Here is a 17,639-nt window from a genome sequence, read left to right on the forward strand (position 1 = left end):
TCCCTAGAAAGTATCGTATCGAACAAAAAACGCAGCCAACCCAGTGCCAGCAACGGAGTAGACACTTTGCAAATCGCACATGGCTTGACCAATCCTGCGCGTTTCTTGACCAATCCTGCGCGTTTCTGGTAACTTGTAAGCACTAGAACCAAATATAATCATGTCTCAAACTCTTGCCTTTGGCCAGGGCGGGTTCACCCTAACTGCTAGTACAGAAACGGGCGATCAGAAGCTCGAAGGTGTTGAGCGCAGGGGGAGAATTCAGCTTTTCAACAATGACGGTAGCCCCATTGTTGGTCTTAACCTTGATGGCAGTGCTGGGGGCGAGTTCGTCAGGCTCCGCACAGGAAGTCCATCCGAGGGCGGAGGATCACGGAAAGATGTTCTTGCTCGCAGGCTCGACGCCGATCTCGGCGGCGGCGACGATACCCTGGTGATCGGTGGAGGTGCCAGACGATCGTCCATCGACCTGGGCGAAGGTGACGACAGGTTCGTCAATCAGGGCGACTTCAATCGGTCAGATGTTTCTGCTGGCACAGGTGATGACGTACTCGAGTTCAACCGAGGAGTTAACAACTCCACCATTGCTTCTGGCGATGGAGATGACAAGCTGGTGTTCGGCGGCAATGTGCGCAACTCCAGCATCTTCGCCGGCGACGGCGCTGACAAAGTCAATTTCAAGGGGGATGTGCGAAACACCGACCTGAACCTAGGCGGCAGTGATGGCGAACGCGATGTGGTGAGAATCTCCGAAGATGCCAAGGTCAAAGGCCTGCGCATCTTCGGCGCCGATGAAAATGATGTGCTCTTCATCGGCTCCTCCAAGTACGAGTACGACGGAGACCGCAACTGGATCAACGTCGACAACGCCGACGACAACGTCAGGTTCTGACCCCTGACCTGAAGCTCAGCTGCGCCTGTGGCCGTCGCCCCCAGCACCATGCTCGATCCTGTGCAGCGGGCCGCTGGGGTAAGGGCGGCCCTCGAGCGCCAGGAGGTGGCGTCTGCCAGCCAGCTGCTCCTGCAATGGCTGCGCGATTGGGCTACCTCCCTGCCCGAAATGCCGGGCCGCGCGCTGCTGCGCCAGCCTGAGCTCTGGGCCTGCCTGGCCGACGTGGTGGTGCTCAGTGGCGATCACGGCCCGATCGAGCGCCTCTGGTGCCTGCTCGATCGTCTGCCGCCTCCCCCGCCGTCCGAGGGCCTCAGCAGCCTGCCCCTGCTGGGGGTGCCGATCCTCAACCGCCCCGATCTGCTCGAGCGGCTGCTGGAGAGTCTCGATCACCCGGTGGCCACCCTGGCCATTGTTGACAACAGCGCCGCCGCTGCAGGCCCCAGCGCAGTGTCGGCCCAGCTCGAGGCGATCCGTGAGCGGGGCCATCCCCTGGTGGATCGGATCCACATCGCCCGGCCCTTCTCCAATCTGGGCGTGGCGGCCAGCTGGAACCTGATCCTCTCCAGTTTTCCCGAGGCCTCCACCCTGCTGCTGGCCAACAACGACATGCAATTCGCTCCGGGCGTGCTGCAGGCAGCCCTGAACCGGATCGATCCAGGCCGCGCCCAGTTCCTGCCGCTGCTGCCCCCGCCCCACGGCTTCAGCGCCTTCCTGCTCACGGCCTTCTGCTGGGATCGGCTGGGCCTCTTCGATGCCAACTTCCACCCCGCTTACTGCGAGGACCTCGACTACCGCGACCGCCTCCAGGCCAGCGCCGGCGCCGAGGAACTGGACGGCAGCTTCGCCCACCCCGCCATGATCGCCCTCAACCAGACCCACAGCGCCACCATTGCCAGTGACCCGCAACTGAGGCACTACAACGGCATCAGCTACGAGCTCAACCGCCTCTGGTACCTCAGTGAGCGGCGCCTCCGCCGCGACCCCCGGGGCAGCTGGCGCCGGCTCTGGCTGGCCCAGTGGAGTGACGACCTTCCCCCACAGCCCCCAGACCATGCCCCTCTCGTCCGAGCAGGATCGCCTCAAGCAAGGCCCGCTCAGAGCTGACTCCGTGGCCGCCAAGCGCGGCCGCCGGGGCCTCGGCCACGTCTTCAGCCGCAGCTTCGGGGCTGGAGCCGTGGTGATCGCAGTGCTGGTGGGCATCCAGCTGGGCACGATCCCCTGGCGCTACCGCCGCCAGATCTGGCAGCTCCAGGGCTTCCTGCTCGGAGGACTGGCGGGCTACGTGGCTGGCCGGCTGGGCCGCTCCAGGGGCGCTTCCGGCGCAGACGACCCGGGCGATCGCCACCCGCCGAGCCTGCCTCCTCCCTCCTGAGAGGATGCAGCCACCCGGGCGATCCGGCAGGATTGATGGCGCGGCCCATCATCACCAAGAGACAGTTCGATGGCCCCGTTCCTCAGTACTTCGGCTTCCAAAATCCGGCCCCTGCCCCAGCTGCCCGACTGGGTGAACTGGCTGCAGGCGGGCAGCACGGTGCTGCTGGCCGTGCTGTTCCTGGTGATGGTGGGGAAGACACGCCAGCAGGGCGTGCAGATCCTTGAGCTGCAGGAACGCCTGCAGGGGCTGGAAAACAGCCGTGCCCTGGATCGCACCACCGGGCTGGAGGAGCAGCTGCGCTCCACCGTGGAGCGGCTGCAGGTGGTGGAGCGCAACTCCTCCCGCATCGAGGTGCTCAGTGCTGAGGCCGCAGCCCTCAAGACTGAATTGCAGCGGCTCCGGCGCAGCGCCGCCCCGGGTTCCACCGCCAGACCCACCGCACCGCCGCCACCCGTACCCCCCGCGGCCAGCCCGGACCCGGCGGCACCGGAAGCTGCCCAGCCCTGAACGCCAGGCTCGCCGGCCTCAGCCCTTCACCGCATCGCCACTGGCACTGGGCAGGATGTAGCGCTGCAGGCCGATGAACAGGGCCAGCACCGGCAGGATCGACACCACCGCCCCCGCCGCCACCAGGCGCCAGTCGAGCGAGAAGCTGCTGGCCAGCTGTTGCAGGCCCAGGGGCAGGGTGTAAAGGCTGGGCTCATCGAGGATCACCAGGGGCCAGAGGAAGTCGCTCCAGGTGCCGATGAACACGAACATCGCCAGGGTGATCAGATCGGCCCGAGCGGCTGGGATCATCACGTTCCACCATTCGCCGACGGGCGTGCAGCCATCACTGCGGGCCGCCTCCTCCAGTTCCACCGGCACGCCCAGGAAACTCTGGCGCAGCAGGAAGATGCCGAAGGCGGTGGCGGCCTGGGGAATGATCAGGGCCCAGAGGGTGTTGCGCAGGCCGATCTGCACCATCAGCAGGTAGAGGGGGATCATCACCACCTGGAAGGGGATCAGGATCGTGGCCACCACCAGGGCCAGCACCAGGCCCCGGCCCGCGAAGCGCAGGCGGGCCAGGGGGTAGGCCGCCAGGGAACAGAACAGCAGGTTGGCCAGCACCGCCAGGGCACTCACCACCGTGCTGTTCAGCAGATAGGTGAGCATGGGGTTGTCGGCGAACAGCCGCCCGTAGGCCTCCAGGCTGGGTTCGGCGGGCAGCAGGGCCGGCGGGCTGGTGAAGATGTTCTCGGCGGGACCCTTCAGGGAGGTGCTCACCAGCCACAGCAGCGGCACCAGCATGGCCAGGGCCACCAGCAGCAGCAATCCCAGCTGCAGGGCGGAGGTGAGCAGCGAACGGCCCTGGCCGGCAGAGGTTGAGCCCATCCCCTACACCCTGGGCCGATCGGCCAGGGGCAGATCGCCGAGCTGGGGCAGAGGCGCCTTCTGGGGATGGAGCGGCTGGCTCTGGCTCCCCGACACCAGCCGGTTGAGGGCATTCACGAAGGCCTGGGCCGAGGCCACCACGATGTCGGTGTCGGCGGCATGGCCGGAATAGAGCACCCCGTCATGCCGCAGCCGGATCGTCACCTCGCCCATGGCATCGATCCCCTCGGTGACGCTCTTCACCGAGAACTCCACCAGGGCATTGGGCACCCGGGCCAGATTGTTGAGCGCCTGGCACACGGCGTCCACCGGTCCGGTGCCGATGGCGGCCTCGCTGATCTCGGCGCCGTCGGCGGTGAGCAGGGTCACAGTGGCGGTGGGCTGCAGGCCCGTGCCACAGCTCACCTGCACGCTCTTGAGGCTGAAGCGCCCCTCGTCGTACTGCTGCACCTGCTCGCTCACGATCGCCTCAAGGTCGCGGTCGGTGATCTCGCGCTTGCGATCGGCGAGCTCCTTGAAGCGGGCGAAGGCATCGTCGAGATCATCGCGGTCGAGCTCGTAGCCCAGCTCCTCCAGGCGGGCGCGGAAGGCACTGCGGCCGCTGAGCTTGCCCAGGGAGAGGCGGTTGTCCGCCAGGCCCACGGTGCGGGCGTCGATGATCTCGTAGGTGAGCGGGTTCTTGAGCACCCCGTCCTGGTGGATTCCAGACTCATGGGCAAAGGCATTGGCGCCCACAATCGCCTTGTTGGGCTGCACCGCCATGCCGGTGAGGTTGCTCACCAGCCGCGAGGTCTTGGTGATCTCCACCGTGCGCACCGCCGTGAGCGGCTCGCCGCTCTCGGCCGGGCGCCCCAGGAAGGGATTGAAGTAGGCGCGGCGCACATGCAGCGCCATCACCAGCTCCTCCAGGGAGGCGTTGCCCGCCCGCTCACCGATGCCGTTGATCGTGCACTCGAGCTGGCGGGCGCCGTTCTTGACGGCCTCGAGGAAGTTGGCCACGGCCAGGCCGAGGTCGTTGTGGCCATGCACGGAGATCACGGCCTGGTCGATGTTGGGCACGTGGGCATTGATGCCGCCGATCAGCTCGCCGAACTCGGCCGGGGTGGTGTAGCCCACCGTGTCGGGAATGTTGATCGTGGTGGCGCCGGCGGCGATGGCGGCCTCGATCACCTCATACATGAAGCCGGGATCGCTGCGCCCGGCGTCCTCGCAGGAGAACTCCACGTCGTCCACCAGGGAGCGGGCGTAGTCCACCATCTCGGCGGTGATCGCCAGCACGTCAGCGCGGCTCTTGCGCAGCTTGTGCTCGAGGTGGATGTCGCTGGTGGCGATGAAGGTGTGGATGCGGCGGCGGGCGGCGGGGGCCACCGCATCGGCGCAGGCCTTGATGTCGCCGGCGGCGGCGCGGGCCAGGCCGCAGATCACCGGCCCCTCGGGGCTGCCGACGCTCTCGGCGATGCGCTGCACCGCGTTGAAGTCGCCGGGGCTGGCGAAGGGGAAGCCGGCCTCGATGATGTCCACACCGAGGCGGGCCAGCTGCTGGGCGATGGCCAGCTTCTCCTCCAGGTTGAGGCTGGCACCGGGAGACTGCTCGCCATCGCGCAGCGTGGTGTCGAAGATCAGGACACGGCCTGGGTCACGGGCCATAACGGCGGCTCTATCCGTAGTGACTATGAGTTAATGCATTGTATGGGCTGGCAGGGCGCTGGCCCCCTCAGTTGCGCAGGAACACCGGCTGCTGCAGTGATTCGGCCTTCTCGAGCACGGGCCGCAGGCTGGCCAGATCCACAAACCCGTCGGCGGCATTGCGCAGTTCCCGCGCCACCATGCCCTCGGTGCTGATCAGGGTGATGCGCAGCCCCTGGGCCCGCAGCACCTCCACCAGCCGGTCGAGATCGCGGCTGCCGCTGAGCAGCCACACCTCATCGGTGCGCGGCGCCACCATCATCAGATCCACGGCCACCTCCACGTCGAGATTGGCGCGCACGAACTGCTTGGGCTCCGCAGGCCGTGGCTCAAGTGACCTGGGTTCGGCAGGCCTGCGCGGGGAGTCCGGGGGCGTCAGCTCCCGCAGGGGCCGGGTCCGAACCGTGAACCCCAGGCTGGTGAGGGCATCGCGGAAGGGGCGCTGGTCGGAGGGGTCCTTGAGCCCCGCATACCAGAAGGCACCCGCTAGCTCCAGACCCGCTTGGGCCGCGGCATGCACCAGCAGCCGGCGCGGATCAAAGAACCAGCCCAGCTTCTGCTGGGCGTAGAACATGCTGTGGCCGTCCACGGCCAGCACCAACTGCCGCAGTCGCGGTTCAAACCGGGCTCCGAGCTGGTTCTCCATCAAAAAAACCCTAGGACCGCTGAGAGGGCTGCAACAGAGACTGCACCTACAGTGCAAATCTCGCAGTCAGGCCATGGCCACTGGGGAACTGGCCCTCGTTCTGCACGCACATCTGCCCTACGTGCGCTCCAGCGAGCCGGGCTCCCTGGAGGAAGACTGGTATTTCGAGGCCCTGCAGGAGTGCTACCTGCCGCTGCTGGCCAGCCTTGAGGCCAGTGCGGCCGATCCGGCCCAGCACCCCCGGCTCACCCTGGGGCTTTCCCCCACCCTGCTCAGCCTGATGGCCGATGGCGAGCTCAATGCCCGCTTCAGCGGCTGGCTGGCTGTGCGCCTGCGGCTGCTTGAGCACGCGCCCCGGCAACTGCGCGGCGCCGCCACCGCTCTGGCCGAGCAGCTTCAGGGCGTGACGGCGCAGTGGCAGGCCTGCGGGGGCGATCTGGTGGCCCGCTTCCGCCGGCTGCAACAGCTGGGGGTGCTCGACCTGATCACCTGCGGCGCCACCCACGGCTACCTGCCCCTGCTGCGGCAGGTGCCGGAGGCCGTGCGTGCCCAGCTGATCAATGCCGTGCGCGAGCACCGGCGCCAGCTGGGGGAGGCCCCTCTGGGCATCTGGCTGCCGGAGTGCGCCTACTACGAGGACCTCGACCGGCAGCTGGCGGCCGTGGGCCTGCGCTATTCGGTGCTGGATGGCCACGGCCTGCTGCACGGCCTGCCCCGCCCGCGCTACGGCGTGTTCGCCCCGATCTGCAGTCCGGCGGGGGTGGCCTTCTTCGGCCGCGACGGCAACGCCACCCTGCCGGTATGGAGCGCCCGCGAGGGTTACCCCGGCGACAGCGTCTACCGGGAATTCCACCGCGACCTCGGCTGGGATCTGGACGAGGAGCTGCTGCGGGGCGAGGGCATCAGCAGCCGCAGGCCCCTGGGACTGAAGCTGCACCGCGTCAGCCAGCGGGGCAGTCGCCTGGATCAGAAACAGCCCTACGAGCCCGCAGCCGCCCTGGAGCAGGTGGAGGAGCATGCTCGCGACTACCTGCGGGGCCGCAGGCGGGAGCTGGTGGATCTGGCGCGGTCGATGCAGCAGACCCCGCTGTTGGTGGCGCCCTTCGATGCGGAGCTGTTCGGCCACTGGTGGTTTGAGGGGCCCCAGTTCCTGGCCGGCCTGTTCCGCCAGGCCGCCGCCATGGGCGTGCAGCTGGTGACCCTGCGGGAGGTGCTGGCCCAGGCACGGCCGCTGCAGGTGGTGCGCCCCTCCCCCAGTAGCTGGGGGGAGGGCGGCTATCACAACTACTGGCTCAACCCCGCCAATGCCTGGGTGGTGCCGCAATGGCAGCGCGCTTCTCGGGCCATGGTGCGGCGCGTGGGCCAGGGGGTGGGCAGCCAGCTGCATCGCCAGCTGCTCACCCAGGCGGGGCGGGAGCTGCTGCTCGCCCAGAGCTCCGACTGGAGCTTCATCCTGCGGGCCGGCACCACCACCGAGCTGGCGCAGGAGCGGATCGAACGCCACCTCGACCGCTTCTGGCGGCTGCTCAATGCGATCGAGAGCGGCGCCGAGCTGCCACCGGGCTGGCTGGAGGCGGTGCAGCGCGAGGACGCCCTGCTGCCGGAGCTGAATGCCGCCGACTGGCTGGCCCCGCCAGGCTGAAGGGCCCAGCTGAACGACCGGGGACCTGTTAGGGGCGCAGCAGGCGGGCGAGCAGGGCAAGCTCCCGCCCCTGCAGGTTCATCAGGCCCAGCCGCACGCCGGGGGGCGCCGTGAGAAACAGACGCACCATGGCCGCCACCAGCTCAGGCACGCTCAGGGTGTTGGTGAGAAAGCCATACCACTGCTCGTTGGGCAGGGCGAAGAAAGTGGCGAAGAACTGGCGCAGCCGCTGCTCGGGAAAGCGCATCAGTTTCTCCAGGCCGAACTGATACAGCGCATGCTTGCGGCGCAGGGGCTGGGACCAGAGGGCCTGCCAGCCGGCGGCCGCCAGGCTGGCGGGGGAGGCGGCGGGATCGGCCAGAGCCCCGGCCAGGGCCTGAGCCAGCTCGGGAGCCCGGCGCAGCAACGCCCCCACCAGGTAGCCACTGGCCGGATGCACCATGGCGGCCGCGCCGCCGAAGGCCAGCAGGGGCTGCTGCAGATCCGGCAGCGGCAGGTTCATCGGAAACAGGCAGAACTCCTCGTGCTCCACGGCACTGATGGCCAGGCCCCGATGGGCCAGGCGCAGCTGCAGTCGCTGCCGCAACGTGTCAAACGACAGCGGCGGCGCCAGGGCCAGGGAGGTCTCTTCCACGAAGTGACGGCCGTCGCCCAGATCCATCGCGTAGAGAAACGTGGGCTGCTGCTGGCGCTGCTCAAAGGGGAGATGGTCACAGCGGAAGTCCATCAGCACGAACTGGCCGGGCTCCACCGGGGGAGCCGTGAACCGCCCCACCACGCCGTAGGCGGCCTGGCCGGCCACCGGTCCATCGCTGGGGCGACCGATCAGGGCGCTGCCATGGCCGCTGGCATCCACCACCAGCCGCGCCCGCAGCACCTCACCGCTGGCCAGGGTCACCACGCTGCAGCCCCCCGGGGGGCCGCCGGCACGGCCCGGCTCAAGGTTCTGCGCGACCTCAACGGCCACCGCCTCACCGCGATGCCAGGGCACGCCGCCGCGGCGGAGCTGCTCCAGCCAGTGGTGTTGGAGCTTCTGCTTGTCGAACAGCCCGTAGTCACGTCTGTGCGGCGTGGGGGCGTTGGCGGAGTCGGCGGCGTCGGCGGCTCCGGGGCCGAAGTAGCTCACGGTGTGCTGCCAGCGGTGCTCCAGCAGGTGCCCCAGCCCGAGCGCATCCACCTCATCGCCCCAGACCCCATAGGTGTTGGGCCAGGCGGCCTGCGGATCGCCGGGGCAGAGCAGCGCCACCGCCACCCCCTGCTCGACCAGCGCCGCAGCGATCGCGAGGCCGGCCGGTCCAGCCCCCAGCACCAGCACCTCAGCGCAGAGGGCGCCCTCGGCTGGCTCCGCCGCCAGCGGTAGAGCCATGGCCCCCAGCATCAGGTCAGCTCCTGGTCGCCGCCCTCTGATTCAGCAGCGTCCACCAGCTCGGAAGCGGCGTCAGCAGAGGTGGCCTGCTCCGTGCCGGGCTCTGCCAGCTCCTCCTCGTCCTCCAGGGCGGGAGGCACCAGCACCATCTCCACGAGGCGGTCGCCCCGATCCAGCCGCTGCAGCCGCACGCCGGTGGCCGCCCGCGACTGCTGAGGGATGGCATCGGCCTCGGTGCGCACGATCACCCCTCGCTCGGTCACGAGCAGCACCTCCTCGCCGGCTCCCAGCACCTTCAGCCCCACCAGCACGTCGCCATCCACCCGGAACTTGATCGCCCGCAGGCCCATGCCAGCCCGCTTCTGCAACCGGAACTGATCCACAGGCACCCGCTTGCCCAGGCCTCCGGCGCTGGCCACCAGCACCCAGGGCCCCTCACTCGGAGCCACCTCCGCCGGCAGGTCATCGGCCGCCTGCTCCTCGTCGCTGCTGCTGTTGGCCACCCGGTCAGCCAGTTCGGCCGAGAGCACATCCATGCTCACCAGCTGGTCGCCGGCACGCAGCTGCATGGCCCGCACACCGCGCGCCGTGCGGCCCAGCGGGCGCAACTCCTCGTCGCTGAGACGGAAGTGGATCGTCATGCCCTTGAGGGAGCCGATCAGCACGCTGTCTCCAGGCAGGGCCAGGCGCACCCAGCGCAGGTCATCGCCGTCTTCCAGCGAGATGGCGATCAGGCCATTGGAGCGTATGTTGGCAAAGGCGGAGAGGCGGGTGCGCTTGATGTAGCCGCCACTGGTGAGCATCACCAGCACGGCATCCTCTGAAAAGGCACTCACGGCCTGCAGGGAGGTGATCTGCTCCTCCCGCGGGATCGGCAGCATTTGCACGATCGGCGTGCCCTTGGCCGCCCGGCTGCAGAGGGGAACCCGGTAGGCGGGCACCGCGTAGACCACACCGCGGTTGCTGAACAGCAGCAGATTGTCGTGGTCGTTGCAGCTGATGAACAGCTTCACGGCCTCCTCGCCCTGAGTGCGGGTGCCGGCCTTGCCGCGGGTGCCCCGGCTGGTGGCCTCGAACTCACTCACCGGCATCCGCTTGAGGTAGCCGGTTTCGGTCAGCAGCACCACCGAGCGTTCGTTGGCGATCAGGTCGATGTCTTCCAGGCCACCTTCGAGATCGAGGATCTCGGTGCGGCGCGGCGAGAGGTAGCGGCTGCGGATCGCCCCCAGCTCCGAGGTGATGATGCCGAACACCCGCTCGCGCCGGGCCAGGATGTCTTTGTAGTCGGTGATCTTGGCGAGCAGATCTTCGTGCTCCAGCCGGATCTTGTCGGCCTCCAGGGCCGTGAGCCGGCGCAGTTGCATCTGCAGAATCGCGTCGGCCTGAATCTCCGTGAGGCCAAACTGAAGCACCAATTCGGCACGCGCCGAGGCCGTGTCGGCGGCCGCTCGGATCAGGGCGATGATCGCATCGAGGCTGTCGAGGGCAATCAGCAGGCCGAGCAGGATATGGTCGCGTTCTTCTGCCTTGCGCAACAGGTATCTGGTGCGCCGCTCAATCGTTTCGACTCGAAAATCGAGGAACACCTGCAACATCTTGTGCAGGGTGAGCACCACCGGTTCACCCTTGACCAGGGCCAGCATGTAGGCACTGAAATTATTCTGTAGTGGCGTGAGTTTGAACAGATTGTTGAGCACAACCTGGGGGTAGGCATCGCGCCTGAGCTCAATCACGATGCGCATGCCATCGCGATCCGACTCATCCCGGATGTCCGAGATCCCCTCCAGCTTCTTGTCGTTGACCAGTTCAGCGATCCGCTCGATCAGCGACGCCTTGTTGGTCTGGAAGGGCAACTCGGTGATGATCACCGCATCCCGGTCAGGACGTCCTTTGACTTCCAGCGTCTCCACCGAGGCGACACCGCGCATGGTCACCGAACCGCGCCCGGTGGTGTAGGTCTCGCGGATGCCGCGGCGGCCCAGGATCTGCCCACCGGTGGGGAAGTCCGGCCCCGGCACGATGGCCATCAAGGCCTGCTCGCTGAGCGCAGGATCCTCGATCAAGGCCAGCAGGCCATCGATCAATTCAGTGAGGTTGTGGGGCGGGATGTTGGTCGCCATGCCCACGGCGATCCCCGTGGACCCATTCAGGAGCAGCTGGGGAATCCGCGCCGGCATCACCGTGGGTTCCTGCTGGGAACCATCGAAGTTGTCGGCAAAGTCAACCGTCTCGGCTTCGATGTCCTCCAGCAGAGAGTCTGTGGTAAGGGCCTGCAGGCGTGATTCGGTGTATCGCATGGCGGCCGGTGGGTCACCATCCACCGAACCGAAATTGCCATGCCCATCCACCAGCGGCATGCGCATGTTGAAATCCTGAGCCATGCGCACCAGGGCGTCGTACACGGCCGTATCCCCGTGGGGGTGGTACTTACCGAGCACCTCACCCACCACGCGGGCGCATTTGCGGTAGGGGCGGTCGCTGGTGAGACCCAGTTCGTACATCGCATAGAGAATGCGGCGATGCACGGGCTTGAGGCCATCGCGGGCATCGGGCAGGGCCCGGCCCACAATCACGCTCATCGCATACTCCAGGTAGGAGCGCGACATCTCGTTGCGAAGGTCCGTCTGGATGATCCGAGAATCACCGTTGGAGCCGGAGTCACCGGAGTTGTTCGGTCCGGTGGGATCCGCCATGCAGAGCAACCTTCAACACCCCCCATCCTATCGACAGCTGCGCCCGCTGCTCCGGGGCCCCGCCCGCCGCTGAGGCCACCGACCCCCGCCGCTGAGGCCACCGACCATGGAGCCACCGATCCGAAGCGAAGCCCAGCTGCAGCAGCGGCAGCAGCGCGGCGACCTGCGGGTGCGCCGTGCCAGCGCCTACCGCCGCCTGGTGCGGCAGGAGGGCCTCGAAGCGGCTTTTGCCAGCACCGATGTGGTGGTGGCCGCCGATGCGGTGTTCACCGACCAGGCGTCCCTGCACCTCTCCCTGGGCCCCAGTGATCCGCCGATCCGGCTGCACAGCGTCCAGCTGGGCGGCGTCAGCGGCCTGGCCAGCGGCGGCAGCGGCGAACTGGTGCTGCCGATCGGCGGCGGCCTGGCGGACCCCGACCGGCTCAGTGGTGCCACCGTGCTGGATCAATTGCTGGCGGGGCAGACCCTCCCCCTCGATGCCAGTGGCGAGGCCACACCCCTGCACCCCAGGCGGGAGCTCCACACCGACCTCAACCTGGAGCGCATCGGTGCCGGACGTCTGCTGCTGCACCGCGCCATCGTCGAAAACGGCGTAGTGGCGGTGAGCAGCGCCCCCGGGGTGTGCCACAGCCCCTTCGGCCCGCTGCTGGGCCCCTTCACCACAGGCCTGTACAGCTGCGGTGGCGCCGGCAGCATCGGCCTCACCATGCCCGCCCTGAGCTTGCTTGGGCCGGGCTCCCCTGTGCTCGTGGCAGGCTGCATCGGCTGGGTGATGGGCAGTGGCAGCGGCCACCAGCCAAGCCCGCGGCGCCAGGCCAGCGGCCATGCCACCACCCCCGGAGCCGCCGTGGCGGTGGCGGTGGATCTGCATGGCCTCGATCGCCGCTGGCTCCGGGCCGCCCACTTCGAGGGCCATGGCGCCGCCCTGCTGGTGGCGATCGCCGCGCCGGTGCCCCTGCTCCACCTCGAGGGGGCCCGCCAGGCCGCGGCCGGGGCCTCAGAGCTCGAGGCCACGGTGCTGGATCTGGCCTTGCCCAGGCGGGTCAAGCCGGCCTTCGGGCGCGTCAGCTACGCCGAGCTGACCCAGGGCAGCTTCCGGCTGCGAGACCGCCCCGTGCGCTGTGCGCCGGCCCACAGCCCCCGCCTGGCCGAGGAGATCGCCCAGCAGCTGCTGGAGGCCCTGCAGGCGGGCCGTTTCCCGTTGCGTCTGCCCAGCCGGGCCCTGGGCAGCCGATCCGCCCAGCTGCCGCTCGATCCCTGATGTCTGACCACCACGGCAACCACGCTTAAGCTCCCCCCCACCACGATCACCGCACGGTTGCCGGAGGGCCATGGCTGAGGACAACAAGACTGGGCAGAGCGGGGCTGAGCAGAGCGGGGCCGCAGACAGCTCGGCAGAGACGATCCCGCAGCCGCCTCAACCCGAGAGCACCCCGCCTGCCGAGCCGGCGGCCATCCCCCCCGATGCGGGCGTCACCGCGGCAGCTCCTGGTGTGCCCCCGGAGCCCAGCCCCGCACTCGACCCCAGCATCGCCGCCACGATCACCGTGCCGCCGCTGGAGGGCGCGGACGCCGACGGCGCTGAGGGGGGCGAGTGGGCCCTGCTCAGCGGCAAACTGCAGGACTGGCTGGCCAGCGGCGAGCTGCAGCGGATCTGGCAGCAGTCCCGCACACCCCTCACGGCCCTGCTGGCTGCGGTGGCGGTTGTGCTGGTGCTGCGGATCTACGCCTCCCTGCTCGGCGCGCTCAACGGTCTGCCCCTGGTGCCCGGCCTGCTGGAGCTGGTGGGGGTGATCTGGGTGCTGCGCAAGGGCCTGCCCAAACTGCTGCGCAGCAACGAGCGCCGCGAGCTCGTGGCCGGCCTCAGGCAGCGCTGGGAGTCGTTCCTCGGCGGCGGCTGAAGGCCTGCCTGGCGGCGGCGGAGCTCGTCAGACCACTTGATAGCTTGACCCCAATACGTCAGTTTCCGGTGGACATCCAGCTGGGCCGCTCCCGAACCGTCCGTCGCGCCTACGGCATCGACGAGATCGCCCTGGTGCCCGGCGGCCGCACGGTGGACCCTTCGGTGACGGACAGCAGCTGGACTCTGGGGGGGATCAAGCGCGACATCCCGATCATCGCCAGTGCCATGGATGGCGTGGTGGACGTGGGCATGTGCGTGGAACTGACCCGCCAGGGGGCCCTCGGCGTGCTCAACCTCGAAGGGGTGCAGTGCCGCTACGACGACCCCAACCCCGTGCTCGACCGCATGACGGCCGTGGGCAAGAGTGAGTTCGTGGGGCTGATGCAGGAGCTCTACAGCCAGCCGGTGCGGGAAGACCTGATCCGCCGGCGGATCAAGGAGATCAAGGACCAGGGCGGCATCGCCGCCGTGAGCGCCACCCCTGTGGCCGCCATCCGCTTCGGCAAGGCGATCGCCGAAGCCGGTGCCGACCTGTTCTTCGTGCAGGCCACGGTGGTGAGCACCGAGCACGTGGGGCCTGAGGGCCAGCAGACCCTCGATCTCGAGGCCCTCTGCCGCGACTTCGGCGTGCCGGTGGTGATCGGCAACTGCGTCACCTATGAGGTGGCCCTGAAGCTGATGCGGGCCGGCGCCGCCGGCGTGATGGTGGGGATCGGGCCGGGTGCGGCCTGCACCAGCCGCGGTGTGCTCGGCATCGGCATCCCCCAGGCCACGGCCGTGGCCGACTGTGCCGCCGCCCGCGACGACTACGCCGCCGAGACGGGCCGGATCGTGCCGGTGGTGGCCGACGGCGGCATCGTCACCGGCGGCGACATCTGCAAGTGCCTGGCCTGCGGGGCTGACGCCGTGATGATCGGCTCCCCCATCGCCAGGGCCAGCGAAGCCCCCGGCAGGGGCTTCCACTGGGGCATGGCCACCCCCAGCCCGGTGCTGCCACGGGGCACCCGGATCCAGGTGGGAACCACCGGCAGCCTGGAGACCATCCTGCGGGGTCCGGCGGGCCTCGACGACGGCACCCAGAACCTGCTGGGCTGCATCCGCACCTCCATGGGCACCCTGGGGGCCCGCACTCTCAAGGAGATGCAGCAGGTGGAGGTGGTGGTGGCCCCGTCCCTGCTCACCGAGGGCAAGGTGTACCAGAAGGCCCAGCAGCTGGGCATGGGCAAGTAAGTCCTATCTTGAAACCGTGGGGGCTTCACAGCTCGCACACTCCTCACACCCTCCGGCCCGGCACGTCCGGGCCTTTTGTCCTTAACGCCCTGCAACGCTTGTCTGGCCTCGTCAGGGGAGATCAGACGGCCCTTGCTAGATTGCAGAAACCCGATCACCACAAGGATGTCCAGCGCAGCCGCCGTTACCGACGCCTCCTTCGAACAGGACGTGCTCAAGAGCGACGTGCCCGTGCTGGTCGATTTCTGGGCGCCCTGGTGTGGCCCCTGCCGGATGGTGGCGCCGATCGTGGACGAAATCGCCAAGGAGTTCGAGGGCCAGATCAAGGTGTTCAAGCTCAACACCGACGAGAACCCCAACGTCGCCAGTCAGTACGGCATCCGCAGCATCCCCACCCTGATGGTGTTCAAGGGTGGTCAGAAAGTGGACACGGTCGTGGGGGCCGTCCCCAAGACCACCCTCTCCGGCACCATCTCCAAATACCTCTGAAGCGGGCCCGCTTCGAGCCCCTCAGGGGCCTCGCCCCTGTGTTGAGTTCCAACCCATGAGCGGTTCCGGGCCCATCCAGCCCGCCACCAGGGCCGGTGGCCTGAGCCCCCTGGATGCGATCGCGGCCGTGAGCCGGAACCATCCCCAGCGGCGCCTGATCGACCGGGCCCTGGTATCCCTTCTGGACATCTGCCGGCAGGAGCAGGAGCCCGAGGCCTGGCGCATTGTCGAAGGCACCCTGGCTGACATCAGTGAAGCCCTGGCGGTGTTCCGTCCTCGCCGGGATGTGCGCAAGGTGTCGGTGTTCGGCTCTGCCCGGACCGAGCTGGATGATCCCAGTTACCAGCTGGCTGAGCAGCTGGCCGAAGCCGCCGTGGCCGCAGGGTTTGAAGTGATCACCGGCGCCGGCAGCGGCATCATGGAGGCCGCCAACCGGGGCGCGGGCTGTGAGCGCAGCATCGGCCTCAATGTGGACCTGCCCTTCGAGCAGCATCCCAATCCGATCGTGAGCAGTTGTGACGGACGGCTGCTGCACTTCCGTTACTTCTTCACCCGCAAGTTGTTCTTCCTGCGGGAGAGCGATGCCCTGGTGGTGCTGCCCGGTGGCTTCGGCACCCTCGACGAGCTGTTCGAGTCGCTCACGCTGATCCAGACCGGTCGCACCCCTCCGATCCCGCTGGTGCTGCTGGCCGCCCCGGACGACCCCTTCTGGCTCAGCTGGCAGGAGCACAGCCTCAACGCGATGCAGGAACGGGGGCTGATCTCCCCGGAGGACACCTCCCTGCTGTTTCTCACGGACAGCGCCGAGGCGGCCATGGCCCAGATCGAGCGCTTCTACCGCCGCTTCCACGCCGCCACCTTGGAACGGGACCGGGTGGAGCTGCTGCTCAACGCCTCCCTCACAGAGGAGCAGCTGCGCCAGCTGAACCTCAGCTACGACGACCTGGTGGACCAGGGCAGCATTCAGGCCGCCGAAAGCATCGATCAGCGCGGCTTTCTGCGGCCCTGTCTGCGCTTTCATTTCGACAGGCGGCGGATGGGGCGGCTGTATCAGCTGATCGATAGCCTCAACGCCATGGACGTTCCCTCAGACCTCCCGGTGGAGCTGCCGAGCCAGGAGCCGGCATGACCCGCATCGGCCTGATCGACTACGGCATGGGCAACCTGCACTCGGTGCAGCGGGGCTTCGAGCGCCTGGGGGCCGCCGTGGTGCCGGTGCAGGCCGCCGAGCAGATGCAGGGCTGTGACGGCCTGGTGCTGCCGGGCGTGGGGGCCTTTGATCCGGCCATGGAACGGCTGGAGAGCAGCGGGCTCGCCGCCGCCACCCGCCACTGGTGCGGCGCAGGACTCCCCCTGCTGGGCATCTGCCTGGGCCTGCAGCTGTTGTTCGAGACCAGTGACGAGGGCCGTTCCCGGGGCCTGGGGCTGATCCCCGGCCGGGTGCGGGCCCTGCCCCGCAAGCCGGGCCATCCGATCCCCCACATGGGCTGGGAGCCGCTGGTGCCGGGCCGGGCCAGTCCGCTCCTGCCCGCCGAAGCTCCTGAAGCCTGGGTCTATTTCGTGCACTCCTACGCCGCGGATCCCCTGGACCCGGCCTGCACCACCGCCTGGGTGAGCGTGGCGGGGGAGCTGGTGAGCGCGGCGGTGTGGCAGGGAGCGATCGCCGCCTGCCAGTTCCACCCCGAGAAGTCGGCGGAGGCGGGCGAGGCGATGCTGCGGCGCTGGCTGGAGTGGCTGGAGCAGGCCCGTGGCGTGGAGCGGACGCCGTGAGCCTGCGCCTCAGCGGCGGCCGCAAGCTCGAAAGCCCTCCTGGAGCCAAGGCCCGCCCCACGCCGTCGCGGGTGCGGCAGGCCGTGCTCAATCACCTGGCCCCCGAGCTGGACGGCTGCCGCTGGCTGGATCTCTGCACCGGCAGCGGCGCCATGGCCTGCGAGGCCCTGCAGCGCGGTGCCCGGCTGGTGGTGGCCGTGGAGCAGGACCGCCGCCTGGCCTCCCTGGCCCGGCGCAACCTGGAGCTGGTGCTGGGCGGTGTGCCCGTTGTAGAGGGCGGGCCTGAGCCCGGCACGGGCCGGGTGCAGGTGCACTGCTGCGAGGTGGTGCGCTGGCTGCAGCGGGGCTGCCAGGGCCAGCCCTTCGACCTGATCTACGCCGATCCGCCCTACCGGGCCGGGCTGTACCCAGCCCTGGCGCAGGCCATCTCCCAAGGGGGGTGGCTCAGCGGCCACGGCAGGCTGCTGCTGGAATGCGCCAGCGACGCTGCACCGGCCGTGCCACCGACATGGAGCCTCGATCAGCAGCGGCGCTACGGCTCCACCAGCGTGATCATCCTGAGGCCCTGGGGCC

16 protein-coding genes and 1 pseudogene are annotated in these 17,639 nt (G+C 68.7%); 12 read left to right on the plus strand and 5 right to left on the minus strand.

Annotation, left to right across the window (positions count from 1 at the left end; all coding sequences use genetic code 11):
* Positions 1-160 precede the first annotated feature (160 nt).
* The 4 genes from CyaNS01_RS10190 to CyaNS01_RS10205 all read left to right on the plus strand — a co-directional run bounded on the left by CyaNS01_RS10190 (position 161) and on the right by CyaNS01_RS10205 (position 2,774).
* A complete protein-coding gene (locus tag CyaNS01_RS10190; protein ID WP_186696988.1) occupies positions 161-892 on the plus strand; it encodes a hypothetical protein in 732 nt (243 codons plus the stop codon).
* A gap of 27 nt (positions 893-919) precedes the next feature.
* Positions 920-1,996, plus strand: a complete 1,077-nt coding sequence (locus CyaNS01_RS10195) for a glycosyltransferase family 2 protein (RefSeq protein WP_186696989.1) — start codon at positions 920-922, stop codon at positions 1,994-1,996.
* A gap of 4 nt (positions 1,997-2,000) precedes the next feature.
* On the plus strand, positions 2,001-2,264 hold the full coding sequence (locus CyaNS01_RS10200; RefSeq protein WP_186696990.1) for a hypothetical protein: 264 nt from the start codon (positions 2,001-2,003) through the stop codon (positions 2,262-2,264).
* A 69-nt stretch (positions 2,265-2,333) separates the two neighbouring features.
* Positions 2,334-2,774: a hypothetical protein gene (locus CyaNS01_RS10205; protein ID WP_186696991.1), complete on the plus strand. Its 441-nt coding sequence runs from the start codon at positions 2,334-2,336 to the stop codon at positions 2,772-2,774.
* A gap of 18 nt (positions 2,775-2,792) precedes the next feature.
* Here CyaNS01_RS10205 and CyaNS01_RS10210 read toward each other — a convergent pair whose 3' ends face one another.
* The 3 genes from CyaNS01_RS10210 to CyaNS01_RS10220 all read right to left on the minus strand — a co-directional run bounded on the left by CyaNS01_RS10210 (position 2,793) and on the right by CyaNS01_RS10220 (position 5,973).
* Positions 2,793-3,641: a carbohydrate ABC transporter permease gene (locus tag CyaNS01_RS10210; RefSeq protein WP_186696992.1), complete on the minus strand. Its 849-nt coding sequence runs from the start codon at positions 3,639-3,641 to the stop codon at positions 2,793-2,795.
* A 3-nt stretch (positions 3,642-3,644) separates the two neighbouring features.
* Complete coding sequence (locus tag CyaNS01_RS10215) at positions 3,645-5,288, minus strand: 2-isopropylmalate synthase (RefSeq protein ID WP_186696993.1); 1,644 nt, start codon at positions 5,286-5,288, stop codon at positions 3,645-3,647.
* A 67-nt stretch (positions 5,289-5,355) separates the two neighbouring features.
* Positions 5,356-5,973 carry an NYN domain-containing protein gene (locus CyaNS01_RS10220; RefSeq protein ID WP_186696994.1) on the minus strand — a complete coding sequence of 206 codons (618 nt, stop codon included), beginning with the start codon at positions 5,971-5,973 and terminating at the stop codon, positions 5,356-5,358.
* A 73-nt stretch (positions 5,974-6,046) separates the two neighbouring features.
* Here CyaNS01_RS10220 and CyaNS01_RS10225 point away from each other — a divergent pair, with 73 nt between their 5' ends.
* The gene (locus CyaNS01_RS10225; RefSeq protein ID WP_186696995.1) at positions 6,047-7,615 is read left to right on the plus strand and encodes a glycoside hydrolase family 57 protein; all 1,569 of its coding nucleotides are present in this window, start codon (positions 6,047-6,049) and stop codon (positions 7,613-7,615) included.
* A gap of 28 nt (positions 7,616-7,643) precedes the next feature.
* Here the strand turns inward: CyaNS01_RS10225 and crtL are convergent, their stop codons facing one another.
* On the minus strand, positions 7,644-8,981 hold the full coding sequence (crtL, locus tag CyaNS01_RS10230) for a lycopene beta cyclase (RefSeq protein WP_186696996.1): 1,338 nt from the start codon (positions 8,979-8,981) through the stop codon (positions 7,644-7,646).
* 11 nt (positions 8,982-8,992) lie between these two features.
* On the minus strand, positions 8,993-11,674 hold the full coding sequence (gene gyrA / locus CyaNS01_RS10235; RefSeq protein WP_186696997.1) for a DNA gyrase subunit A: 2,682 nt from the start codon (positions 11,672-11,674) through the stop codon (positions 8,993-8,995).
* 106 nt (positions 11,675-11,780) lie between these two features.
* Between gyrA and CyaNS01_RS10240 the strand changes: the two genes are divergently transcribed.
* The 7 genes and pseudogenes from CyaNS01_RS10240 to CyaNS01_RS10270 all read left to right on the plus strand — a co-directional run.
* Positions 11,781-12,935 carry a homocysteine biosynthesis protein gene (locus tag CyaNS01_RS10240; RefSeq protein WP_186696998.1) on the plus strand — a complete coding sequence of 385 codons (1,155 nt, stop codon included), beginning with the start codon at positions 11,781-11,783 and terminating at the stop codon, positions 12,933-12,935.
* 70 nt (positions 12,936-13,005) lie between these two features.
* Positions 13,006-13,575, plus strand: a complete 570-nt coding sequence (locus CyaNS01_RS10245; protein ID WP_186696999.1) for a CAAD domain-containing protein — start codon at positions 13,006-13,008, stop codon at positions 13,573-13,575.
* Positions 13,576-13,643: 68 nt separating this feature from the next.
* Positions 13,644-14,807, plus strand: coding sequence for a GuaB3 family IMP dehydrogenase-related protein (locus CyaNS01_RS10250; protein WP_186697000.1), 1,164 nt, complete (start codon positions 13,644-13,646; stop codon positions 14,805-14,807).
* Between the two features lie 165 nt (positions 14,808-14,972).
* Entirely contained in the window at positions 14,973-15,296 is a 324-nt protein-coding gene (trxA, locus tag CyaNS01_RS10255) for a thioredoxin (RefSeq protein WP_186697001.1), read from the plus strand.
* Positions 15,297-15,351: 55 nt separating this feature from the next.
* Positions 15,352-16,425 carry an LOG family protein gene (locus CyaNS01_RS10260; protein ID WP_186697002.1) on the plus strand — a complete coding sequence of 358 codons (1,074 nt, stop codon included), beginning with the start codon at positions 15,352-15,354 and terminating at the stop codon, positions 16,423-16,425.
* Positions 16,422-17,066: an imidazole glycerol phosphate synthase subunit HisH gene (gene hisH, locus CyaNS01_RS10265; protein ID WP_186697003.1), complete on the plus strand. Its 645-nt coding sequence runs from the start codon at positions 16,422-16,424 to the stop codon at positions 17,064-17,066. Before CyaNS01_RS10260 ends, hisH begins: the two co-directional genes overlap by 4 nt.
* Positions 17,063-17,563 (plus strand): annotated as a pseudogene (locus CyaNS01_RS10270) (RsmD family RNA methyltransferase); the annotation flags it as partial. The gene hisH and the pseudogene CyaNS01_RS10270, both read left to right, overlap by 4 nt.
* Positions 17,564-17,639 lie beyond the last annotated feature (76 nt).

The sequence above is a fragment of the Cyanobium sp. NS01 genome (assembly GCF_014280235.1).
Lineage (GTDB): Bacteria > Cyanobacteriota > Cyanobacteriia > PCC-6307 > Cyanobiaceae > NIES-981.